Origin of the sequence: Streptococcus parasanguinis (assembly GCF_001074805.1) — a bacterium.
Lineage (GTDB): Bacteria > Bacillota > Bacilli > Lactobacillales > Streptococcaceae > Streptococcus > Streptococcus parasanguinis_A.
In genome coordinates this window covers 1-24,589 of record NZ_JUPI01000024.1, presented here as the reverse complement: position 1 = coordinate 24,589, position 24,589 = coordinate 1, and the positions used below count along the sequence as shown (strand labels likewise).

Below are 24,589 nucleotides of genomic sequence, written 5' to 3'. Positions count from 1 at the left end.
AGCTGATGAAATCAGCGTAGTAGAGCCCACTCAACCACTGCGTCTTGCTAGACAATCCAAAAAAAATTGAGAGGCTAGGACTTTTATCCCAGCCTCTCTTATAATCTATAAATCTTTTTGTGTATTTTGACTCTTTCATTCTCAATATTTTGAAATCATTAAATAGCTATGATAAAATACTAGTTAGTTATAAAATATAGCTTAAGGAGTTTCTAATGAACAAAAAATCAATCTACGGGTTATTTCTTGGGCTGGTTCTTCTATGTATCGCCTTTTTTGGAAAGTCTCAACAAAAAACGCAGCTGGACCACACGAATTACCTACAAAATACTCGTCCTACCTTATTTTTTCATGGTTATGGCTCGAGTGCCAATGCAGAAAAACACATGACAGATGCGGCAAAAAAAGCAGGGGTTACAGAGACCGTTATTACTGCAAACGTGGCTACCGATGGACAAGTAAAGCTGATAGGGACCATTCCCAAAGGTGCGGTCAATCCAATTATCAAAGTGGAATACCAAAACAATCGCACGCCCGATCCAAAAGTCATCAGCCATTATGCCTATCAGGTAGTTAAAAAACTTCAAGAAACCTACCATTTTAAAGAGATGAACGTCGTCGCTCATTCTATGGGAAATATGTCCGTCTTATATTATCTTCTGGAACATGGAAGTGATGAGAATCTGCCAAAAATTGTCAAGCAGGTCGCCATTGCCAACCATGTCGCTGGACTCGAAGGGATGAATTTACCCCAAGGTTTGGCTCTAGATTCACAAACAGGTAAGCCTTCATCAATGAATGAGCAGTACCAACAGCTTTTAGCTCTTCGGGAAGTCTATCCAGAAAATCAGATCGATGTGCTGAATATCTATGGAGATATCGGTGGAGAAACGGATGGATCGGTTCTCAATATTTCTTCAAAAGCCCTTCGTTACCTAGTAGCAGAACGTGCAAAAAGCTATCGTGAAGAACAGATTGATGGCAAAGGTGCTCAGCACAGTCAACTTCATGAAAATCCAATAGTAGATAAGCTGTTGATCCAGTTTCTTTGGGGAAAATAAAAATGTCATGCATTCTTAAAAAAACTGTAAGCTTCTTTTAAGAAAGAAACGATATAATAAACATTGAAGTGAATAACTCTTTTATTGGCTTCTTTTTTTCATCTCTAGTCAGGTGAAATAGTCGATAAAATCTACTCAGCGTGGATATGAGATAGAAAGAAGAGAGAAATGAAATTAAGAAAAATTGCTTTATTTGTAGCGTCGACAGTTGCCCTCTTTAGTGGAATTCCACATGTTTCTGCAGATACTAATGTCCAGAAAGTCATTGATGAAACTTATGTCAAACCAGACTATGTTTTGGGTTATTCTCTAGACCAAAGTCAAATTGAACAAACCTTGAGTTTGCTGAACTACGATAGTTCAAAAGACAAAGAAGAGTGGAAGACCATGACACCAGAGGTTTACTCTTCGATTATGAACGTTGCCAACGATGATAGTCTAGAACTCTATTCCTCCGTTAAAATTCAAAAATTAGGTAAGAATAAGGCTCTAGAAGTGAATATCGTAACGCCTCAAAACATCACCAAGGTTACCGCAGATATGTATCGTAATGCAGCCGTTACACTTGGATTGGAGCATGCTCAAATTACAGTCGCATCTCCTGTCCAAGTAACAGGTGAAAGTGCCTTAGCTGGTATCTATTACTCGCTTGAGAAAAATGGTGCTAAGGTTTCGCAAGAAAGCAAAGATCTGGCTCAAGAAGAGTTAAAGACTCTATCCGGGATCAACGAGGAAAACGCTGGCAAGAAAAACTTCGATGCAGATAAGTTAAACGTCGCATTGACCGATATTAAAACAGCAGTAGCCAATGCCAAACAGAACAATCAGGATTTGAGTAAGGATGATATCCGGAAAATCGTCGAAGAAACGCTCAAAAATTATAAGCTAGATACAACGGTGACAGGTAACCAAATCAATTTGATCGTGAATTTCGCAGTGAACCTCTCAAAGAGTAGCGTCATCAGCAGCAAAAATTTCACCAAGACCTTGACAGACCTCAAAGATAGTATCGTAGACAAGGCAGGCGATACCTTTAACAATATCAATCTCAATTTTGATACAAATGCCATTTTAAAAGATAGTGGCAACTTCTTCACAGATGCGTGGAATGCCATTGCTGGCTTCTTCGGAGCCATCTGGAATGCCATTGTCAAATTCTTTAGTGGTTTGGTTGGATAAATGAAAAAAAAATAGAGCACTCCTGACAACCTGAAAAAGATTACATTCCTTTTTGGGAAAGCGATCTAAAGTTCTATAAAAGTAGCATTGGAGCCAAAATTCCACCGAATATAAAATAGGCACAGAAAAAGCACATAGCTGAAAGATTTTACAATCTTAAAGTTATGTGCTTTAACAATGTAAATATTGTTTTGTGCAGATAATCAATTCAATAGATAATCACATATTTTAACAACAGCAATTCCGTTTATAACAAAATTACATATAAAATGTGACGTCATTGTAACATAGATGTTTTTGGTTTTAATGTAAGATATGCTTAAGGGCAAAGCCCATATCATGCATAAGAAAACTCCCCAAATTGAAAATGTGTGTTCTAAAGCATATGCAAACATGCTAAACAAGGTTGTCAAAATTAACATTTTCCCATTCTTAAAAGATATAAGGTTCTTTCTATAAAACACCTCTTCTACGATTGGTGGCAGTATTATTGTAGATGCTGCAAATAGAATAAGTTTTAACCAATTATCCGCTTTCAAATGAATCATTTCCGTACTAAGATATGGGAACATATTTTCTAAGATATTTGTAAATACGAAAGCAAGACAAAAGAATAATGTCGTCAATATAACCTGTTTCCAAAAAGCAATCCCCCCTTTTATAGAAGCTATCCACTCTTTGATTAAAAAATCTTTTCCTAACCAGAAATATATTGCTAAAATTATATAAAACAAAAAATTGATGTATATATAATATCCTTGAAATAGCAAGCATGCTAGTACAAACAGTACTTCAGTAATAATTGGAAAGATATTTATTTTGATATATTTATTGTCCATCTGATCTGCCCAGTTTCCCTTTTACACTATTTCCACAAAAGCCTTCCACCATATCAGTGGAAGGCTTTTTAAACAATTCAGCTACATTCAATAACTTCCTTTTGAACGTACTATTTCAACCTTTTAGTATCAAAATAGTATCACTCAAGAGTGTTTTGCACCATTTAATCGCTAAAACCCACTGTTTTCAATGGTTTTATAGCAGCGACATATTTGCTTATGTCATTCCCACTCTACAGTTGCAGGTGGTTTACTTGTGATATCATAGACGATGCGGTTAACGTGGTCAACTTCGTTTACGATACGGACTGAGATTTTTTGGAGAACTTCCCAAGGAATTTTAGCGAAGTCAGCTGTCATTCCATCGATAGAAGTGATAGCGCGGATAGCGATAGTGTAGTCGTAAGTACGGCCGTCTCCCATAACACCTACTGAACGAACGCCAGTGTTAACAGTGAAGTATTGCCAGATATCGCGGTCAAGACCAGCTTTAGCGATTTCTTCACGAAGGATAGCGTCTGACTCACGAACAGTTTCGAGTTTTTCTTCAGTGATTTCCCCCATAACACGGATGGCAAGACCTGGTCCTGGGAATGGTTGACGCCATACGATGTGATCTGGCATGCCAAGCTCGGTACCAAGGGCACGGACTTCATCCTTATAAAGAGTGTTAAGTGGCTCGATCAGTTCAAACTGCATGTCTTCTGGAAGTCCACCAACGTTGTGGTGAGATTTGATGGTTTGAGCAGTATCAGTACCTGACTCGATCACGTCAGTGTAAAGAGTACCTTGTGCCAAGAATTTCACATCTTTGAGTTTACTTGCTTCGTCATCAAAGACATAGACAAATTCGTTACCGATAATCTTCCGTTTTTGTTCTGGATCTGATACGCCAGCCAATTTATCTAAGAAACGTTTGGCAGCGTCCGCTTTGACAATATTGAGACCAAATTTACCACCAAGCATCTCCATCACTTGGTCAGCTTCCCCTTTACGAAGAAGACCGTGGTCTACAAAAATACAAATCAATTGATCGCCGATGGCTTTTTGAAGGAGAACCCCAACAACAGAAGAGTCAACACCACCTGAAAGGCCAAGAAGGACACGTTTGTCTCCGACGGTTTCACGGATTTTTTTGATCTGCATGTCAATGAAGTTGTCCATTGTCCAGTCACCTTTAGCCCCACAGATGTTCAAGGCAAAGTTACGCAAGATGTCATAACCGTGAACAGAGTGACGAACCTCAGGGTGGAATTGGATCCCGTAGATTTTCTTGTCTGGATTTTCAATGGATGCAAATGGACAGTCGGCAGAAGTACCAGTGCGGATAAAGTCAGCTGGAATTTCTGTAACAGCATCTCCATGGCTCATCAAGACTAATTGTTTGTCTGGTGTATCCGCAAAAAGAGCAGAAGTTTCTGTCAAGCTGAGTTCAGATTGACCATATTCACGGTTACCAGCGTCACCTGCTGGAACGACCTTCCCACCCAATTTATGGGTCAACAATTGCATTCCGTAACAGATTCCAAGGATTGGAATACCGAGTTCAAAAATTTCAGGATCGATATCAAAAGACCCTTCCTCGTATACTGAGTTTGGTCCGCCTGAAAGAACGATCCCAACTGGATTGATTGCACGAACTTCATCAGCAGAAATCTTATGGCTCTTCAATTCTGAGAAGACACCAATTTCACGAATTCGACGTGAAATAAGCTGATTGTATTGGCTACCGTAGTCAAGCACAATGATTTTTTCAACATCATGCAAATCAGTTGATAGGTTTGTCATCTTATCCCCTTCTTATAGAAACTTACTTTCCTCTATTCTAACACAAATGCCTTGTCTTTACCAATCTCTGATTGAAGAATTATGAATTTTACGCTACAATAGAAGTACCACAGAGAAAGAGCAAGGTTATGATTCCAGCTTACATTCAAATTCATGATCAGATTAAGTCTGAGATTGATCAAAAAATATGGAAAATTGGAGAGCGGCTTCCCAGTGAACGCGATCTAGCTGAAAAATTCCAGGTGAGTCGGATGACTCTTAGGCAGGCCATTACCCTTCTGGTTGAAGAAGGAGTACTTGAAAGACGGGTAGGAAGTGGTACCTTTATCACTAGCACGCGCGTCCAAGAAAAAATGCGCGGAACGACCAGTTTTACTGAGATTATGAAATCGCAAGGTAAGGAACCATCTAGTCAAGTGATTTCTTACCGTAAAACCATTCCTAGTCTCCAAGAAGTGGATAAATTAGGCATCGATAAGACAGACACCATCATTCGGATGGAGCGGGTCCGGTATGCGGATGGGATCCCTGTCGTTTATGAAGTAGCTTCCATTCCAGAGAAATTTATTAAGAATTTCAATCGCGAAGAGGTGACCAGCCATTTCTTCCAAACCTTGGAGCGTCATGGTTATAAGATCGGAAAGTCGCATCAGACCATCTATGCGCGATTAGCCAAAGATAAGATTGCGGACTATTTGCAGATTTCAAAAGGACAGGCTATTTTAGGATTGACACAGGTTTCCTATTTTGAAGACGGGACGGCTTTTGAGTATGTAAAAAGTCAGTATGTCGGGGAGCGGTTCGAATTTTATTTGGAAAACAATTAAGCGAACAATGAACAGAAATAGAAAACTCTTCAAATGTCCGAGGCATATTACCAGGGCATTTGGGAGCTTTTTTAGTGAGAACTCATTCTTTCTAAATAGTGATAGTATGGTCATAAATAAAAGATTTGAAAAAAATTTTAAAAAATTTTTATTTTTTCTTCAATTTTTGATTTTTTTTTACGAATTAATAGATAGAAGCTAGTTTTAGATCTAAAAAAAGATATAAGGCAGGAAAAAAATGAAAAAAATTAAAATTGATGTGGTAGCTGTTCCCTTGAGTGGGCATCTGTACCCAACTTTAAATCTCGTCAAACCCTTATTGGATGATCCAACCATGGAAATCCGGGTTTTCACAGGACCTCAGAAAAAGGCCGTTGCAGAAAGTCTCGGCTTCACTGTAGTTCCTATCCTCGAGGACAAAGTAGAAGAGTTTGAACGTGCGGCTAATAACGATAAAAAACTCAATCTCTTTTCAGCCTATCGGCAATTGTCCAAAAGCCTCGATTTGATTAATCATGTATCGGATCAATTGCTAGAAGAGTGGCGCGTCAATCGTCCAGATATTGTGATTGCTGATTTTATCACTCTATCAGCAGGCTTTGTGGCAGAACAGTTAGAAATTCCTTGGATTACCACCATGGCGACCCAATTTGCAATCGAAACTCCTTATGGTCCCCCTTGCTTCTTCGGAGGGATGGGAATTGCGCGAACCAAGAAGGAAGAAAAGATACAGGCACTATGCCGTAAACTCACGCGCATTGGAAAATACTGTGGGGCTTTCCTCTTACGCAAACGATTAAAACGTTACAATTTCAAGTTGTACAATCAAAATGGAGTGGAGACTATTTACTCTCCTTATGCTATCTTTGGAATTGGTATGATGGAGCTGGAGTTGAAAACACATTTCCCTCATCAATATGCTTGGCTTGGCCCTTTGGGGACTTCTCTTGAAAAAGCAGAAGATTATCCTTTGGATCTCAGCCCTTATGAAGACAAAAAGAAGGTTCTCGTGACTTGTGGGACTCAGTTGCCGTGGGCAAAAGAAAATTTGCTCCATCAAACCAAGCAGTTAGCCAAAGAGCATCCAGAATGCCACTTTTTTGTCACACTAGGAGACGGGGCAAAAGAATTTTCTGAAGAAGAAGTAGCGCCAAATGTGACGGTTGTAACTTATCTCCCTTACAAAGAATACATACCGCAAATGGACTATGTGGTTCACCATGGAGGGGCTGGAATCTTTTATCAGTGCATCGAATTTAAGAAACCAGCCTTGATCTTGCCGCATGATTATGACCAATTTGACTATGCCATTCGAGGAGTAGAAGCAGGGATTGCTTTTCAAGCTCATCGAAATCGCACTGAAGAGATTCAAGCAGGTTTTAACGCCCTGTTAGAAAAAGAATCTTGGGAAGAGTTAACGAGACTAAACAAACTATCAAAAACCTACAAACCGTTGGATACCTTAGAGTTTGAAATTCAACGATTATTAAGACGTGGAACGGATGGAAAACTATGAATATTCTTGTAACAGGCGCGACTGGCTTCCTTGGAAAATATGTGATTGAGGAGTTATTGGATCACGATTATTCCATTGTAGCCTTTGGCCGAAACGAAAAAGTTGGGAAGGCTCTGGAAAGTGAGCGCGTTCAATTTGTTAAAGGAGATTTGAGCTCTATTGAGGAACTAAGACAAGCTTTTCAGGAAATTGATGCTGTTGTTCATGCAGGAGCCTTGTCCACTGCTTGGGGACCCTGGAAAGATTTCTATCAGGCAAATGTCATCGGCACCCAAAATGTCCTTGACTTGAGTCGTGAATATGCAGTAAAACGCTTGGTTTATGTGTCTTCTCCCAGTATTTACGCAGCTGGAAAAGACCAATTGGATATTAAGGAAAGCGATGCTCCCAAAGAAAACCACCTCAACAATTACATCCGAAGCAAATTGGCTTCTGAAAAACTATTTCCTGACTATCCAGATGTGCCAAGTATCATCTTGCGTCCGAGAGGATTATTTGGTGTGGGAGATACCAGTATCTTGCCTCGGGTTTTACGCCTCAGTCGAAAAATCGGAATTCCGTTGATTCGAAGGGGAGAGCAGCTCATGGATATGACCTGTGTGGAAAATGTTGCCCTAGCCATTCGTTTGGCTTTGGAATCAAAAGAAGCACACGGACAGGTTTATAATATTACAAATGGAGAACCAAAGACCTTTAAGTATTTGATTGAAACAACACTAAAAGGATTAGGAGAACCTATCCGCTATCGGAACATTCCAGCAGCTCTAGTAGCAGGTGTGGCGTACAGCCTTGAAGGGGTGTATCGATTATTTCATATAAAAGCTGAACCCCCCTTGACTCGCTACACCTATTATCTCCTTCGCTATAGCCAAACTCTCGATATTCAAAAGGCCCAAACCGAACTTGGCTACTATCCAAAAATGACCATTGAAGAAGGGATTGACAACTATGTCCAACATGATCGAGCACATTGATTATTTTCCAGCAGGTTTTTGTAGCAGTCATTCTGGACTCTTATTCAAAGGGATTCCGAATGAAAAAATGCAATTTCCAGCAGGTGTCTTTTTGATTCATCATCGTGAAAAAGGCTATATTTTGTACGATACTGGCTATCATTATGAAATCAAGAAAAAAGCACGGTATTTCTGGTACCGTCTAGCAACGCCTATGCAGATGAATAAAGAAGACCAGATTGACTATCTATTGCAAGAGCGTGGAATTGATCCAGCAGACATTTCCTATGTGTTTCTTTCGCATTTTCACCCTGATCATCTCGGCGGAGCAGCACTTTTTCCAAATGCTCATTTCTTTGTAACTCAGGAAGTCTATGAAGTGTACCAGAAGCCTAAATTCAAAGATCTGATTTTTAAAGAGTTTCTTCCAGCTGATTTCAATGATCGTGTGACTTGTCTCAAAGCAGATCAAACGCATCCTGCTTTCCCTTACCGCCCGACTGCGGACCTATTTGGTGATGGGAGTATTCTCGTATCATCTATCGATGGGCATGCAAGAGGGCAGGGTTGCCTGTATATGGATGAGCTGAAACTCTATATAGGTGCAGATCTATGCTGGGGAGTGGATCTCTTGCCTTACACACGAAAAATGCGTCTCATTCCTTCCTTTGTACAGGACAATAAGAAAGCCTATCTCCAGGGGGCAGATTTGCTAGAGAAATTATTACAAGAGGGCATTCAAGTTATGGTCAGCCACGACCCGCAAGAACGGATTGAAAGGATTTTAAATGAAAAAAACAGTCTTTCTGAAAACCTTTATTGAAACCAGATGGTGCCATCGATTCCGTTCAAAAGAGGCCTTGAAACGGTACCAAGATAAGCAATTGGCACGCTACCATGCTTTTATCACCTCTCAATCTCCCTATTTTCAAACCCATTCTCCTGAATCCTTTGGGACTATGGATAAGAATTTCATGATGACGCATTTCAATGAACTTAATACCCTGGGGGTGGATCGAGATCAGGCATTAGAGATGGCCATACGTGGAGAACAAACACGAGATTTTACCGAAATGAATGGAGAAGTAGCAGTAGGTCTATCCTCTGGAACCTCCGGTCACCGAGGGGTCTTCGTCACCACAGAAAAAGAAAGAAGTATGTGGGCTGCAGCAATCTTAGCTAAGATGCTGCCAAAAGGAAACCTGTTTGGTCATCGCATTGCTTTTTTCTTACGTGCTGATAACGAACTCTATCAAACCATTAATTCGTCCCTTATTCGATTAGAGTATTTTGATATCTTCAAGGATAGTAAGGAGCATTTAGAGCGTCTCAAAGACTATCAACCAACTATTGTGGTCGCACCAGCTTCCACCTTGATTGAGTTAGCCAACTATGTCAGCAATCAGCAACTTGCTATCCAACCCGTCAAGGTTGTTTCTGTTGCAGAGATCCTAGAAGATCGAGATGCTCAAACCATCGCCAAAGCCTTTCAACTAGACAAGGTTGATCAGGTCTATCAAGCGACAGAGGGTTTTTTAGCTTGTACCTGTTCAGAAGGCAATCTACATCTTAACGAAGATATTTTGTATGTCGAAAAAGAGTATCTGGATGATAGCCGCTTTTATCCGATTATTACGGATTTCAAACGGACCAGTCAACCCATCTATCGCTACCAACTTAATGATATTTTGGTAGAAGATAAGTCCCCTTGCCCTTGTGGTTCCGTCTTTACTCGAATCGCAAAGATCGAAGGACGATCAGATGATATCTTCTATTTCAAAAAAGAAGATGGCAGTAGCCAAACCATCTATCCAGATTTTATTCGCCGGTGCATTTTATTCGTTGAAAATATTCAGGACTATCAAGTGACTCAGCTGGCGGATGGATCTATTACCATCGCCTTGAGTCATCGTTCCGACTTTATTGAGAAAGCGATCTTTGCCCAATTTGAACTCTTAGCTCAGCAAAAACAATTCATCCTCCCAAGTATTCAATTTATCGATTACCAATGGGACCCAACACGTAAATTAAAACGTGTTCAACGACTTCAATAAAAGGAGAATCCTATGACTACTGTAAAAAGACATCTGCAAATTAAAGGCTATGGAACAGCACTTCCAGCTCATACAGTGACCTTCAAAGACCAGACTCGCTACCGCGTGAAAGAAGGAGAAGAAACACAGATTGATCTTGCATCGCGTGCGATTGAAGCTGCTTTAAAACATGCAGGGCTTGAAATGACAGATATCGACTGCCTAGTTTCGGCTAGTGCGGTTGGCGTTCAACCTATTCCTTGTACGGCTGCTTTGATCCATGAGCGCGTGGCCAAGGGACTGACGATTCCAGCCATGGATATTAATACCACCTGTACGAGTTTTGTATCGGCCTTAAGCACCATTTCCTATCTGATTGAAGGTGGTGAATACCAACGGGTTCTCATTGTATCCAGTGAAGTGGGAAGTCTTGGCCTTAATCCTAAACAAAAAGAAAGTTTTGAATTATTTAGCGATGGAGCAGCTGCCTTTATTTTTGAAGCAACAAGCGAAGATAAAGGAATCATCGCCAGTATGCAACGTACCTGGTCTGAGGGAGCCCATGATACCGAAATTCGTGGTGGTTTGACAGCTTATCATCCGAAATTGTACTCTGAATCAACCAAGACTGATTTCATGTTTGACATGAAAGGGAAGAAAATTCTCTTACTTTCTGCTCGTGTTATTCCAGAAATGTTCCAAGAATTCCAAGAGAAATCAGGCATTTCTAAAGATGCTGTAGACTATATTATTCCCCATCAAGCTAGCCGGGCCTTGCCACTCGTCATGGACAAATTGGGAGTTGGCAAAGATAAGTATCTCAATATTGTCAGCGATTATGGCAATATGGTTTCGGTAGCCGTGCCTTTCGGTTTAGCCTATGCGCTTGATCATGGCTATGTGAAGGAGGGAGATACCATCTTCTTGATGGGAACTGCAGCAGGGATGACAGTCAATATGTTAGCACTAAAACTCTAATGATAGATCCTCTTATTTCAAGCTCAAAAAGCATCAAGTCCCGCTAGTCTTTAGCGGGCTTTTTTGATATAATGAAAGGTATGGAAATTGAGAAAACCAACCGAATGAATGCGCTCTTTGAGTTTTATGCAGCGCTCTTGACGGACAAGCAAATGAACTACATCGAGCTTTATTACGCCGATGATTACAGCTTGGCTGAGATTGCGGAAGAGTTTGGAGTGAGCCGTCAGGCGGTCTATGACAATATTAAACGTACAGAAAAGATTTTGGAGGACTACGAAATGAAACTCCATATGTATTCCGATTACATTGTTCGTAGTCAGATTTTTGATCAGATTTTAGAACGCTATCCGGAAGATACTTTTCTACAAGGGCAGGTTGAAATTTTATCAAGCATTGACAATCGGGAGTGATTATGGGCAGTCTCGTCATTTATCAAGGAATACCTTGCAAACTATTAGTCGCAGAGGGAGTATTTCCTACTCGACTACAAATTATCTCGCCCAATGATATCTCCAAAGCTATGCAAATAGGTTTTAGCTGTTGGGGATATCCAAATGAAATCATGAAAGAAGTCACACCCGAAGAACTAGAATGTTTGCAACATTTCGGACGATTTCCACTGAATTGAAAAAAATAGGAGAAAATAATGGCATTTGAAAGTTTAACCGAACGTTTACAGAACGTCTTTAAAAATCTTCGTAAGAAAGGGAAAATCTCTGAAGCGGATGTCCAAGAGGCAACCAAAGAAATTCGTCTAGCCCTCTTAGAGGCCGACGTTGCCCTTCCTGTTGTAAAAGACTTTATCAAACGGGTCCGCGAGCGGGCCGTTGGGCATGAGGTCATTGAAACCCTTAACCCTGCCCAACAAATCGTGAAGATTGTCGATGAAGAATTGACTGCGATTTTGGGTTCAGAGACAGCAGACATTATCAAATCTCCAAAGTTCCCAACCATTATCATGATGGTCGGTCTTCAAGGGGCTGGTAAAACAACCTTTGCTGGGAAGTTGGCTAACAAATTGGTCAAGGAAGAAAATGCACGTCCTTTGATGATTGCGGCCGATATCTATCGTCCAGCTGCCATCGACCAGTTGAAGACTCTTGGTCAGCAGATCAATGTACCTGTCTTCTCACTTGGTACAGAGGTCCCTGCAGTAGAGATCGTTCGTCAAGGTTTGGAGCAAGCAAGAGTCAACCACAATGACTATGTCTTGATCGATACTGCTGGTCGTCTGCAAATCGATGAAAAACTCATGGGCGAGTTGCGCGATGTCAAAGCTCTTGCTGAGCCAAATGAAATCCTTTTGGTCGTCGATGCTATGATCGGTCAAGAAGCGGCCAATGTGGCGCGTGAGTTTAACGAACAACTCGAAGTGACCGGGGTCATCTTGACCAAGATTGATGGGGATACCCGTGGTGGTGCAGCCCTTTCTGTCCGTCAGATTACTGGGAAGCCAATCAAATTCACTGGTACTGGTGAAAAAATCACTGATATCGAAACCTTCCACCCAGACCGCATGTCTGGTCGGATCCTCGGTATGGGGGATATGCTGACGCTGATCGAGAAGGCTTCTCAAGAATACGATGAGAAACGTTCCCTTGAACTCGCTGAGAAGATGCGGGAAAACACCTTTGACTTCAATGATTTCATCGATCAGTTAGACCAAGTTCAAAACATGGGTCCAATGGAAGATCTGCTCAAGATGCTTCCAGGTATGGCCAACAATCCAGCCATGAAGAACCTAAAGGTCGATGAACGAGAAATTGCTCGGAAACGCGCGATTGTATCATCCATGACCCCAGCTGAACGGGAGAATCCAGATTTGTTGAATCCTAGCCGTCGTCGTCGGATTGCTGCTGGATCAGGAAACAGCTTTGTCGAAGTCAATAAATTCATCAAGGACTTTAACCAAGCCAAACAGATGATGCAAGGTGTCCTCTCTGGTGATATGAACAAGATGATGAAACAAATGGGGCTTAATCCAAATAATATGCCGAAGAATATGCCTGGTGGCATGCCTGATATGTCTGCCCTCGAAGGCATGATGGGACAAGGCGGGATGCCTGACTTGTCAGCTCTTGGCGGAGGCGCTGGGATGCCTGACATGAGCCAAATGTTCGGTGGTGGTCTCAAAGGAAAAGCCGGCGAATTCATGATGAAACGTGCGATGAACAAGATGGCCAAACAAATGCGCAAGAATAAGAAAAAACGGAAATAATTATTTCTAGCAAGGGCCTGGAACACACTGTTCTGGGTTCTTTTAGAAAATAGTACTAGAGGAAACATGTTAAAAAAATTATTTCAACAACTCATTCGTTTCTTTGGAAGACTCTTTTCTTCGCACAGCAAGCCCTTTGAATTCCCAAAAGGGTCGAAGAAACCACCGATCAGACCGATTATCTTTGTACCTGGTAGTTCAGCCGGTATTCAGCGTTTCAATGGAACCATCCGTATGCTCCATCGCTATTCTAGAAAAAAGCAGAGTCTCTTAAAAATAAAAGTCAATAAAGATGAGTCTATAGAGATGGAGGGAAGACTGAATACAAAAGAGCCGAATCCGATGATTGTGATTGGCTTTGAAAATAATCGAGATGGTTACAGCAATATCAAGCAGCAAATCGAATCCCTTAAGATCGCTCTTACCTATCTTCTTGATCACTATCATTTTACAGAGTTTAAGGCAGTAGGGCATTCTAATGGTGGACTGGTTTTAACCGGTTTACTGGAAAGTGGCTTTTTAGAGAAAAAAAAGGTAACCGTAAGCAAGTTGGTTATTATTGGAAGTCCATACCAATTCAATCAAGAGATGTATGATGATTTTCAAACATGGAGGCATCGCTTAGGAAAAGAAGTAGAGGTCCTTAATTTTATCGGTAATTTTGCTGGAAAATCAGACGGAATCGTCCCCCTTTCTAGTGCACAAGCAGCACAATCTATTTTTGATAATCAAACCTATACAGAAGTGAATTTAAACGGTCGTAAAGCTCATCATTCAGCCTTGCCCACTAATCCAGATCTAGTAAAACAATTAAGTCTATTTTTGAATCTATAAGCAAATTACATAATTTCGGTTATGTAATTTTTATTCGACTCTTGCAATCCTTAAGTAAATATGGTACATTTTTGGTAGCGATTACATATACCTGAGGAGGATTTTATGAAAGATCCTAAATTACTAGAATTAATGAAAGATTACAGGGGACGGGATGAAGTGCCCGCAGACTTTGATACCTTTTGGAATCAAGCCTTAGCAAACATTGCTGAACTTCCTGAATACAAGCTTGAAGAACGAGATTTCAGCATTCCAAATGTTCACTGTTATGAATTAAGCTTTAAAGGAACACGAAATGGTCTTGTTTATGCGCGAGTTGTTTTCCCAAAAACAGATCAAAAGGTTCCAGTTATTTTCCATTTTCATGGTTATATGGGCCGTTGTTGGGATTGGACAGACATGCTGCCTTATACACTAGCTGGCTATGGAGTTGTGTCTATGGACGTAAGAGGTCAATCAGGCTATTCAACAGACGGAGATCGCTCACCACTTGGAAATACGGTTAAAGGACAGATTATCCGCGGAGCTGTGGAAGGTCCAGATGAGCTATTTTATAAGGATGTCTACTTAGATCTTTACCAGTTAATAGAAATTGTAGCTAGCTTTCCTCAAGTTGACAACAGCAAACTCGCCAGCTATGGAGCCTCTCAAGGCGGTGCCCTGGCCCTGGTTGCTGCCGGATTGAATCAAAGAATCCAACGGACAGTAGCCATTTATCCATTCTTATCGGATTTCAGACGTGTATTAGAGATTGGAAACACCAGTGAAGCCTATGACGAGCTTTTCCGTTATTTCAAATTCCATGATCCATTCCATGAAACCGAAAACCAAATCATGGAGACCTTAGCCTATATTGATGTGAAAAATTTTGCCCATCGCATTAAAGGACAGGTTCACATGATTACAGGATTAGATGATGATGTCTGTTATCCTGTGACACAGTTTGCCATTTATAATCGATTAGAAGGTCCAAAAGAGCATTTAATCATGCCAGAATATGCCCATGAAGCTATGAATGTCCAAGTCAATGATCGTGTATACAATTGGCTCTGTGCTAGCAAGATTTCCTTTCAATATGTAGAAAAATAATATACAGAAGAAAAACAATCAGTAGATCTGTGAGATTTGCTGATTGTTTTGTTAAAAAAGGTATAAAGGTATACAGTATAGAAAGAAAACTAAAACAGTCCTATAAAAACTAAAAGTTTATGTACAATTGACTTAACTAGAGCTAAACCATTGATACAACTGAATTAGAAGCATAAAGTACATTCTTTAAAAAGTGTACTTTATTTTTATTTTGTACATTATTCTGGAGTGGTATTTTGTATGTTTTATAGTGCATCATATAATCAAATCTAAGAAATTGATTTGTACATTTTTTACTCAAGTAACAGTAGAAGGAGTGACGGTTCAATTGTGCATTTTATTTAAAATATTTATGGCTATAATAATAGTATTTGAAGCATAGATAAAGTAGATACAGTGGTATAATAGTGTCAAAAGACTTTCAGGAGAAATGAGATGAGATCGCATACAGTTATTCTAGGCGCTGGTGCTACTATTGCAGCAATTCCAGATGGTGATAAAAACGGCAAAAGTTCTTCAGTTATGAATGGATTGCTAAAAAAACTAAATTTAGAAGAAATTCTTGCTGGTGTTGAATTACAGACAAAGAGCGAAAATTTAGAAGATATCTATTCAGAATTATTTGAGAGAGAAGAGTGCTCCGAAATAGTTAAAAAACTAGAAGAAAGACTCTATGATTATTTTGCTTCGTTGGAGTTACCTGATGAACCAACAATTTATGATCTTTTAATATTAAGTTTAACTAATAAAGATTGCATAGCTACGTTTAATTGGGACCCTTTACTTATACAAGCATATGTTCGCTGTTCAAAAATTACTCGGAACCTGCCACAAATTCTTTGTTTACATGGGAATGTAGCTATCGGTTTTTGTGAAGAACATACTGAGTTTGGAACAGTAGATTACTATTGCCCAACATGTTATAAAAAATTAAATCCAACAAAATTATTGTATCCCGTAAAGAACAAAGACTATTCTTCCGATGGATACATAAATTGGTGTTGGAAAGCATTAGATTACTTTGTCGATCATTCATATATGTTAACTATTTTTGGATACAGTGCTCCTAAGAGCGATGTAGATGCTGTTAATTTAATGAAAAAAGCATGGGGAAATATTGAAGACCGACCACTTGAAGAAGTTTCCGTAATAGATATTGTAGACGAAGAGACTATGCTAAATACATGGAAAGACTTTATTCATAGCCATCATTATAGGTATTCAAATTCATTTTTTGATTCTTACTTAGCAAAATTTCCAAGAAGAACTTGTGAAACTGTATTTGCAACATTTTCATTAAATGTTCCTTCTGATGGTAGTAGAGGTTTTAAAGAGAATTTTAATTGGGAAATGATAAAAGAGTTTTTATCTGATATGTTAGTTGAAGAACAAGAAAATAAAGGAAAATCAAATTTAAAATCGAAATATTTAGTTTGGGATGAAGATGTTAACGAATAATCTAATTAACCATAGTGTACTTAAGTTGTCAATGGATTTCGACAATGCTTTTAAACATAAAGATATAGATGAGATTTATAGACTAATAGAAATTGGTAAAAATATGGAAAATACTATTGATGATATTTCCAAAATTCATTTACTTTATTCTATTGGGACAGCATATGGTGATATATTTGAACTAAGTGATAACCTAGTATTCAACATAGATACCGATTGTACAGTTCAACAAATTTATTACTTTAGAAAAGCTATCGAAATTTCAAATAATATTGATATAAATCCTGAGAACAATAGCTTTATTCACCCATTATTATGTTCACTATACACCAATTACGCAAATCTATTAGATGCTTGTGGTAGAAAACAGTTAGCTATTAAGATGTATTGTAAATGTATACAAATCAATCCAAGATTCACAATGGCTAGTGGTAACTTGGCTATTTGTCTACATCATTATCGTAATTTTTTGAATGATAACGAACATCTTCACTTTATTAAAAAAATTAAAAATTTAATAGAAACAAGTATAACTTTTTCAGATCCAAACAGAGTTAATAACGCAGAAAAGCAATTTATTAAACTTTACGAACAATATCTTGATTATAAAGATTTAGATGAATGCTCTTGTAAAAACATTGATTATAATCCTAATTCACAAAAGTATCGTGAATGGTGTTGGGACAACGGGCTGTATCTTAATCCACTTAATGACTTACAAGCTGACGATATAAATAGATATGATGATAATATTTTACTACCAAGTTTATTGTTTCAATCGGATAAAGATTTAAACAAATACATTTCTATGTTTAATCAAATTAAGCAAGAATATGTTTATGCCCGTTATCTCTGTTTTAATAGCATTGAGATTGATTCGGTTCATTATGCTGATGAGAATGTTGATCTTATTGATTGTCTAGAATACGTACAATATTCTATCCGAGTAGAAGGATTAAAAGCAGCTTTTAAAACACTATATTCATTATTAGATAAAGTAGGAATGTTTATAAATGAATATTATTCTTTAAAAATTAAGACTCGACAAGTAAATTTTCATTCAATTTGGAGAACAGATAGCAATTTAGGTAAGTTGTTGGATAAGAATATTGGTCTATCATCTATATTTTGGATATCGAAAGATTTTGATAATGGTAATAATTCTTTGACAGCAAATCCACACGCAAAGCTATTAAAAACTATTAGAAATTATTTAGAGCATAGGTTTACTAATATTACATTGAATTTTATTGATGGAAGTGAAGAAAATAATGAAACTAGACTGTATCTAACTGAATTTGAACTTCAAGAGTGTACATTAGATTTATTAAATCTTGTAAGAGAAGTTATTTTTTCACTCAAAAATGCCATTCAAATAAGTGAAAATGAAAAACAATCTACTCTAAGCAGTGAAGTTGCTTTAATTCCGATAAATTATGAAGAAGTAGATTTGGAAGATAAATTATAGCATTGAGCATACAATTTATAGTCGTTATAAAAAGCAATAGTCTAAATTCATTTAACTAATCGACTTAACTAGAGCTAAACCATTGATAAAACTGAATTAGAAGGATAAAGTACACTCATTAAGCAGTGTACTTTATTTTTGTTTTGTAGATAATTTGTTGATTGCTTAATCAATACTACATCTTTATCAGGCAATTCAGACTCCATTTAGTCCTCTAAAACCCACGTTGAGGCGGTATCACTGCTTGTAAAAGATTAGAAACCTTTGAACGAAAGGGAGAATGAAAAGCGTGAAGGTAGCTTCTCTAATCGAATAGAGGGTAAGAATCAGAGTAATAGTTCAAGTATGGCTTCTGGATACTATAGTCTGACATGCTATCAATCTATTTCAGAAGCTGGACAAATTGTAATAACTTTCCTTGAAGGAACTGAGGTAGATTTATAAGAGACTGTGACTGGGAAGTTGCAGTCTTTTTAGGGGTTTAATGGTATAATGAAATTATAAATGTGGATATTGTTTAAATTCTCTTGAGGACGCATAATGTTGAATTTAGTAAAAGGACACCAAGTTAGCTTGGTAGAAAACCTGTTTGAATCATTTACAAAGTTAACTGAACATCATTTGATGGCGAATGTACACGCAGAAAAAATATTAGAGGTTTTTCAACATTTTATTGCGATTCATGACGAGCCCTTGTTTTTTATTTTGGAATTGCCTGTCAGTATTGATAGAGAAAAAGTGATAGCAAAGAATATTATCAAGGAATCCCATAAGGATGTTTATTATATTGATGGTTGTTCAAGAGAGGAATGCCTAGCACTGTTGATTAGATACGGTGATTTGCTTATTAATGATGGACTTAGTCAGTTTGGATTTGGTGGTCATAAAAGTCATGATGAGATCATGCTTGATAGCTATAATATTGTGATAATTTATAGTAAAGAACTATCAAAATTTAATGACTTTTTTGAGCTTCATAATATTCAATTTGTTGAAGAACTAGTGACAGCTTGGAAAACTTTTTCTAAAACCTCCCCAGGAATCTCTGAAATCTATGAAAGTAATGGAAAAACTGTTTATGATTTGCCTGAAGAATTAGCTGAATGGGGAATATATTTAGCTAAAACTCGAACAGAATAGGTATAACTATAGATTAGAAAGAGAATATTTCAATTCCTTAAAATTTGATTTAGAGCAAAGGTGGATATTGAAGTTGTAAGATAAATAATGATTATTTATGGCAGAACTCTGGTTCTGCCTTTTTTATTTATGAAGTATATGAGATATGGCATAAAAGACTAAAGAAAAAATGCAAAACGTTTAATAAATTAGAATTTTCTTGCTACTTTTTGAAAAATATTTTTTCCTTACAGAATCCTTAAAAATATTTTTTATACTATTTACAAGATTAAAGGAGGAACAAAATATGAGCAAATATATTTTGGAAACAAATGAGCTAACAAAAGTTTTTGGAAAACAAAAAGCTGTAAATAATGTGTCATTAAAAATTGAGGAAAATTCAGTATATGGATTACTAGGACCTAATGGTGCAGGTAAATCTACGACATTAAAGATGATTACAGGTATGTTACACAAGACGTCAGGTGAAATTATGTTTGAAGGACATGAATGGAGTAGAAATGATTTATCAGATATTGGTGCTTTAATCGAGATGCCACCCTTATACGAAAATTTAAGTGCAAGAGAAAATCTAAAAGTTAGAACATTATTACTTGGATTACCTGATGCAAGAATTGATGAAGTTTTAGAAATTGTAGATTTAAAAAATACCGGAAAAAAGAAAAGCGGTCAATTTTCTTTGGGGATGAAACAAAGATTAGGTATTGCAATTGCTTTATTAAATAATCCTAAACTATTGATACTAGATGAACCGACAAACGGATTAGATCCATTAGGAATTCAAGAATTACGAGATTTAATACGAAGCTTTCCAAAAAAAGGAATAACAGTAATTCTGTCTAGTCATATTTTAGCAGAAGTGGAACAAACTGCTGATCATATAGGAATTATACATGATGGAGAATTAAAATATCAAAACACAATTAATCATAATGAAAATTTAGAAGAACTTTTTATGGATGTTGTAAAGAATGGAAAGAGGGTGTAGCTTAATGAAAAATTATATTTTTGCAGAAAATTTGAAACACAAACACAGTTTTTTGTTGAAGATATTATTTATTGCACCAATTATATCTTTACTTGTTGCGTTTGTATTAATGCCATTATATTTTAGTGTAAATGCATATAATTGGTGGTATGTGATGATTATGCCAGCAACTTTCGCTTTAATACCAGCAATGATGCATAGAAAAGAGGAAAGAAAATTAAACTACCGAGCAGTTTTTTCACTTAATGTTGATTTAAAAAAAATATGGATATCAAAAATACTAACAGCTTCAATTTATCTAAGTATAACTGCTATTTTGCATATGCTAGGAGTATTTGTTTTTCAATTTTTCATTGGAGAACAATTAACAGAAAACTATGCATTCACGACATTATTATTCGCAAGTGTATTATTGGTTATAACTAACATATGGCAAGTTCCGTTTTGTTTTTTCCTAGCTAAAAAGTTTGGGTTTATAGCAAGCATTGTAGTAAATGCTGTATTAGGTCTTGTGGTAGGAATTTTGTTAGCTGACGGTTCTATGTGGATTTATTGCCCTTATTCTTGGGGGATTAGATTGATGGTACCCGTTATGCGTATTTTACCGAACGGTGTGCCAACAGAAGTATCAAATCCAATGATTTTAAACACATCCTTACTTGTTCCTTGTATTTTATCAATATGTTTGTTTACATTATTGACTTTCATTACTGCAAAATGGTTTTCTAAGCAAGAGGTGAAGTAATGATGAATATATTAAAATCAGAGTTTTATAAATTGAAGCATACATGGATTCCCTGGGCTCACTTTATCTTACCTGTTTTATATGCACTAATATTTTATGGGGCAGCAACATTTACAAGTCTAAAAAATTTTTCTGATATGGATATCATACTGAATTATTTTGTGCTTTTAGGTGCTATCTTACCAATAATATTTGGTGCTATCACATCTAAGGTTGTTGACATGGAAGCAAGTGCTGGAAGATTTCAAGTGATTCTATCAACTACAAAATCCAGAAGCAAGGCTTATGGCGGAAAACTTATAATGCTCTTATTGAGTTTTCTATTTTCTATAAGTTTAGCAGTTTTTATATTTGCAATGCTATTTGGTAATCAAGCGACTATGGCTTGGTTAATTGAATTATTATTAGTTTTTATAGGATGTCTATCTACATATATGATTCATTTATGGGTATCACTTATGTTAGGTGGTGGTGCATCTATTGGATTGGGATTTGTGGAAACGTTGATTGCTTTACTTTCAATAACCAATTTAGGTGAAAATATCTGGTATTTTTTACCTTGTACTTGGGCATCGAGATTATCTGCAACATATATTGTTGGAAGTGAATTGGCTGATAGCTCATATTTAATTAAAGAGTTTACCATGTGGGGCTATGTAGCAATACCTATTACAGTAGTCATTTTTACTGGCTCTTTATTATGGTTCAATAGGTGGGGTGGAAAGTCAATCAGTGAATAATAGCTCTAAATGTATTTGTAAATGGAATATGGTATAATAATAAAATATTTATAAATATGGAGGTGGTTTGGTATGGCAAGAATTCTTGCTATAGATGATGAATTAGATATGCTGACTCTAATCAAGAATATTTTAATAAAAGGAGATCATATTATTGATATTTACCAAACCACGGTAGATATTGATGAAAATAGTTTGGGGAAATATGACTTAATATTACTTGATGTAATGATGCCAGAGGTTGATGGAATCAGCTATTGTAAAAATATACGTAGCAAAGTGGATTGTCCGATTATCTTTTTAACTGCAAAAGCAATGGAAACGGATATAGTAGATGGCTTATTAAGTGGAGGAGATGACTATATTACCAAACCATTTGGTGTTGGTGAATTGTTAGCAAGGGTAGAAGCTCATCTGAGAAGAGAACAAAGAGAAAAACATTCGAGTTTAAACCTAGGGAATATAAGATTTGATTTATCCTCCAATCAAGTATTTGTGAAGGAAGAAGAAATTCATCTGACAAAGTCTGAGTATCAAATTTCTAAACTTTTAGCAAAGAGAAAGGGACAAGTTTTTTCAAGAGAACAAATATATGAAATGATTTTTGGATTTGATGGGATTGGTGATTCTTCTGCCATATCAGAACATGTAAAAAATATTAGAGCAAAGTTCTTAAAATTTGGTGAAAATCCAATTTCTACAGTTTGGGGGATTGGTTATAAATGGAATTAATTAGAAAAGGACAGTCACTCAAAATAGTATTTCTTAAATACTTAATGACTGTTGGAGTTGGTTTAGGATGTGCCATCGTACTAGCTTTATTAACTTTTACAGCGTTTTATAGTGTTGGTTTGATTATTCCGGCTAACCATACAGAAAATTTATTACAAGAAAATAAATATAAAATTTTAAATAAAATAGACTTTGATGAAGCATTGATACCTAAAGGAGCTAGCTATATGTTTTTATCGCCAGATGGTGAAGTGATAAAAACTAATATGGATGAAGCTATTCAACTGAAAGCTAAGAATTTTCACAATCATGAGGGATTTTCAACTCCATCTTCTTCATTTATAGAATTTAAAAGGAATGATGGATATGTATTAATCCATTATTCACTAGAGCCACAATACAATAATGATTGGATGGAAAAATATTTCCCTAGCATAGATTTACTATTAATATTTTTATTAATCATTTTCTTTTTAATGAGTGCATTTGTGGCTACTCTAATCTGGGCAAAACGAATAACAAGGCAATTATCGCCAATGCTAGAGGCATCAGATAAAATCGCCAACCAAGAATTAGACTTTGAAATAGGAAGTTCAAATATCAAAGAATTTAATGATGTCTTAAATAGCCTTGATATAATGAAAAAAGCCTTAAGTGATTCATTAAGAGAAAATTGGATTAAAGAAGAGAATAAGAGAAGTCAGATATCGGCATTAATGCATGACTTAAAAACTCCGGTTTCTATTGTCCAAGGTAATGCTGAATTGTTAAAGGTAACTGATCTAACTGATGAACAAAAAGATTATGTAGCGTACATTATAAAAAATTCAACACGTATATCAGATTATACAAAAGCTCTGATGGAGATGAATCAGTCAATTAAATTAAACTCGTTGAATTTAAAAAAAGTAAAGGTGTCAGAAATAATCGAAAGAGTTAGTGAAATAGCGAGAGAGATTACACTAATACATGACCGTACTATATCTAAATCTATTAATTGTGAAGATTCAGATGTAATGATAGATGTACAATTATTTGAAAGAGTCATTGAAAATATATTTAGTAATGCTATTCAATATTCACCAGACAAATCCAACATTGAATTACTAATAATGACTACAGATAAGATACTTTCAATATCTGTGATAGACGAAGGCCCAGGATTTTCTAATGAGGATTTAAAACGAGGAACGGAGCAATTTTACCGTGGAGATAAGAGTAGACATTCAGCTACAAACTATGGTTTAGGTTTATATAATTCTTGGAAAATAATGTTATTACATAATGGACGCATCATATTAGAAAACAACTCGGATAAACATGGTGCAAGTGTAAAGTTAGAATTACCATTACTATAATAGAACAGGAATTGTTTTCAAATGGAATTTATTAAAAATATATCCTTTTTGCTTTTGGTGTAGAATAGAAAATTTACTCCGCTATCAAGCAAGAATCTTACATAGTAGAAAGCTAAATTCAACAAACAAGCTTCAGTTTGTTGAATTTAGCAAGGTACAAGTTTTTATGAGATGAAACCTATAAAATTTGTACGGATACTGTAGGGTAAGAAAAGAAAAAATATTTTCATTCTAAAGTTTAAGTTTAAACATTAACTCTATCCCTTTCGTTCTATAATATAGAAGTTTACTAGCACCACATGAGGAGAAATCATGAGGGATATTCTCAGTTGAATAAGTAAGAGTATAATCTACATCTCCAAAGTAGGAGTGGCCAGTTCCAGCAGAAAGACCTTCATAAGTTTTATAACTGAATAGATCGACTACTTTGTTGTCGAATTTTTCCTGTTCTTCAAGTAATCCTGAGGAATAGACGACAACTTTAAAATCAAATAAGCTAAAAACGCTCTAAAATCATTAAATTGATATTAAAGTGTTTTTTATTTTCAAAATATACAATTGAAAAAATTTCCAGTTTTTTTAAAATCACTTTCTTAGATGACAATTTAATCAAAATATGATATAATACAGAAAAAGTAAAAA

23 protein-coding genes are annotated in these 24,589 nt (G+C 36.6%); 21 read left to right on the top strand and 2 right to left on the bottom strand.

Annotation, left to right across the window (positions count from 1 at the left end):
* Positions 1 to 215 precede the first annotated feature (215 nt).
* Together ADI76_RS01925 and ADI76_RS01920 are read left to right on the top strand one after the other, a co-directional pair.
* A complete protein-coding gene (locus ADI76_RS01925) occupies positions 216 to 1,061 on the top strand; it encodes an alpha/beta hydrolase (RefSeq protein WP_049514378.1) in 846 nt (281 codons plus the stop codon).
* 168 nt (positions 1,062 to 1,229) lie between these two features.
* Complete coding sequence (locus tag ADI76_RS01920; RefSeq protein WP_049514376.1) at positions 1,230 to 2,240, top strand: DUF1002 domain-containing protein; 1,011 nt, start codon at positions 1,230 to 1,232, stop codon at positions 2,238 to 2,240.
* Between the two features lie 203 nt (positions 2,241 to 2,443).
* Here the strand turns inward: ADI76_RS01920 and ADI76_RS01915 are convergent, their stop codons facing one another.
* Positions 2,444 to 3,079 carry a CPBP family intramembrane glutamic endopeptidase gene (locus ADI76_RS01915; protein WP_049485686.1) on the bottom strand — a complete coding sequence of 212 codons (636 nt, stop codon included), beginning with the start codon at positions 3,077 to 3,079 and terminating at the stop codon, positions 2,444 to 2,446.
* A gap of 222 nt (positions 3,080 to 3,301) precedes the next feature.
* The gene (gene guaA / locus ADI76_RS01910) at positions 3,302 to 4,867 is read right to left on the bottom strand and encodes a glutamine-hydrolyzing GMP synthase (protein WP_049492805.1); all 1,566 of its coding nucleotides are present in this window, start codon (positions 4,865 to 4,867) and stop codon (positions 3,302 to 3,304) included.
* A 128-nt stretch (positions 4,868 to 4,995) separates the two neighbouring features.
* On the opposite strand from guaA, the gene ADI76_RS01905 reads away from it, so the two are divergent.
* From ADI76_RS01905 to ADI76_RS01815, 19 genes are all read left to right on the top strand, one after another.
* A complete protein-coding gene (locus tag ADI76_RS01905; RefSeq protein WP_049514367.1) occupies positions 4,996 to 5,694 on the top strand; it encodes a GntR family transcriptional regulator in 699 nt (232 codons plus the stop codon).
* Positions 5,695 to 5,932: 238 nt separating this feature from the next.
* Complete coding sequence (locus ADI76_RS01900) at positions 5,933 to 7,210, top strand: glycosyltransferase (RefSeq protein ID WP_049514358.1); 1,278 nt, start codon at positions 5,933 to 5,935, stop codon at positions 7,208 to 7,210.
* A complete protein-coding gene (locus tag ADI76_RS01895) occupies positions 7,207 to 8,184 on the top strand; it encodes an NAD-dependent epimerase/dehydratase family protein (protein WP_049514352.1) in 978 nt (325 codons plus the stop codon). Before ADI76_RS01900 ends, ADI76_RS01895 begins: the two co-directional genes overlap by 4 nt.
* Positions 8,159 to 8,986: an MBL fold metallo-hydrolase gene (locus tag ADI76_RS01890; RefSeq protein ID WP_049514351.1), complete on the top strand. Its 828-nt coding sequence runs from the start codon at positions 8,159 to 8,161 to the stop codon at positions 8,984 to 8,986. Before ADI76_RS01895 ends, ADI76_RS01890 begins: the two co-directional genes overlap by 26 nt.
* The gene (locus ADI76_RS01885) at positions 8,952 to 10,217 is read left to right on the top strand and encodes a F390 synthetase-related protein (RefSeq protein WP_049514341.1); all 1,266 of its coding nucleotides are present in this window, start codon (positions 8,952 to 8,954) and stop codon (positions 10,215 to 10,217) included. Before ADI76_RS01890 ends, ADI76_RS01885 begins: the two co-directional genes overlap by 35 nt.
* Positions 10,218 to 10,229: 12 nt before the next feature.
* Positions 10,230 to 11,174 carry a 3-oxoacyl-[acyl-carrier-protein] synthase III C-terminal domain-containing protein gene (locus tag ADI76_RS01880; RefSeq protein WP_049514338.1) on the top strand — a complete coding sequence of 315 codons (945 nt, stop codon included), beginning with the start codon at positions 10,230 to 10,232 and terminating at the stop codon, positions 11,172 to 11,174.
* A gap of 80 nt (positions 11,175 to 11,254) precedes the next feature.
* Positions 11,255 to 11,587, top strand: a complete 333-nt coding sequence (locus ADI76_RS01875; protein WP_049514332.1) for a putative DNA-binding protein — start codon at positions 11,255 to 11,257, stop codon at positions 11,585 to 11,587.
* 2 nt (positions 11,588 to 11,589) lie between these two features.
* Positions 11,590 to 11,805, top strand: coding sequence for a hypothetical protein (locus ADI76_RS11630; protein WP_049514330.1), 216 nt, complete (start codon positions 11,590 to 11,592; stop codon positions 11,803 to 11,805).
* 18 nt (positions 11,806 to 11,823) lie between these two features.
* The gene (ffh, locus tag ADI76_RS01865) at positions 11,824 to 13,395 is read left to right on the top strand and encodes a signal recognition particle protein (protein WP_049514326.1); all 1,572 of its coding nucleotides are present in this window, start codon (positions 11,824 to 11,826) and stop codon (positions 13,393 to 13,395) included.
* Between the two features lie 66 nt (positions 13,396 to 13,461).
* Positions 13,462 to 14,229 carry an alpha/beta hydrolase gene (locus ADI76_RS01860; protein ID WP_049514324.1) on the top strand — a complete coding sequence of 256 codons (768 nt, stop codon included), beginning with the start codon at positions 13,462 to 13,464 and terminating at the stop codon, positions 14,227 to 14,229.
* Positions 14,230 to 14,334: 105 nt separating this feature from the next.
* Entirely contained in the window at positions 14,335 to 15,318 is a 984-nt protein-coding gene (locus ADI76_RS01855; protein WP_049514323.1) for an acetylxylan esterase, read from the top strand.
* Positions 15,319 to 15,753: 435 nt separating this feature from the next.
* A complete protein-coding gene (locus ADI76_RS01850; RefSeq protein WP_049514322.1) occupies positions 15,754 to 16,776 on the top strand; it encodes a hypothetical protein in 1,023 nt (340 codons plus the stop codon).
* A 103-nt stretch (positions 16,777 to 16,879) separates the two neighbouring features.
* A complete protein-coding gene (locus tag ADI76_RS01845) occupies positions 16,880 to 18,244 on the top strand; it encodes an LA2681 family HEPN domain-containing protein (protein WP_239683603.1) in 1,365 nt (454 codons plus the stop codon).
* 540 nt (positions 18,245 to 18,784) lie between these two features.
* Positions 18,785 to 19,384, top strand: a complete 600-nt coding sequence (locus ADI76_RS01840) for a hypothetical protein (protein WP_023918137.1) — start codon at positions 18,785 to 18,787, stop codon at positions 19,382 to 19,384.
* A gap of 286 nt (positions 19,385 to 19,670) precedes the next feature.
* Positions 19,671 to 20,372, top strand: coding sequence for a lantibiotic protection ABC transporter ATP-binding protein PcfF (pcfF, locus tag ADI76_RS01835; RefSeq protein ID WP_023918138.1), 702 nt, complete (start codon positions 19,671 to 19,673; stop codon positions 20,370 to 20,372).
* Between the two features lie 4 nt (positions 20,373 to 20,376).
* On the top strand, positions 20,377 to 21,117 hold the full coding sequence (locus tag ADI76_RS01830) for a lantibiotic immunity ABC transporter MutE/EpiE family permease subunit (protein WP_049514321.1): 741 nt from the start codon (positions 20,377 to 20,379) through the stop codon (positions 21,115 to 21,117).
* Positions 21,117 to 21,857: a lantibiotic protection ABC transporter permease PcfG gene (gene pcfG / locus ADI76_RS01825; RefSeq protein ID WP_023918141.1), complete on the top strand. Its 741-nt coding sequence runs from the start codon at positions 21,117 to 21,119 to the stop codon at positions 21,855 to 21,857. The genes ADI76_RS01830 and pcfG overlap by 1 nt, the downstream gene beginning before the upstream one ends.
* A 72-nt stretch (positions 21,858 to 21,929) precedes the next feature.
* Positions 21,930 to 22,589: a response regulator transcription factor gene (locus ADI76_RS01820; protein WP_036757387.1), complete on the top strand. Its 660-nt coding sequence runs from the start codon at positions 21,930 to 21,932 to the stop codon at positions 22,587 to 22,589.
* Positions 22,580 to 23,947: a sensor histidine kinase gene (locus tag ADI76_RS01815; protein ID WP_049514319.1), complete on the top strand. Its 1,368-nt coding sequence runs from the start codon at positions 22,580 to 22,582 to the stop codon at positions 23,945 to 23,947. Before ADI76_RS01820 ends, ADI76_RS01815 begins: the two co-directional genes overlap by 10 nt.
* Positions 23,948 to 24,589: the final 642 nt, after the last annotated feature.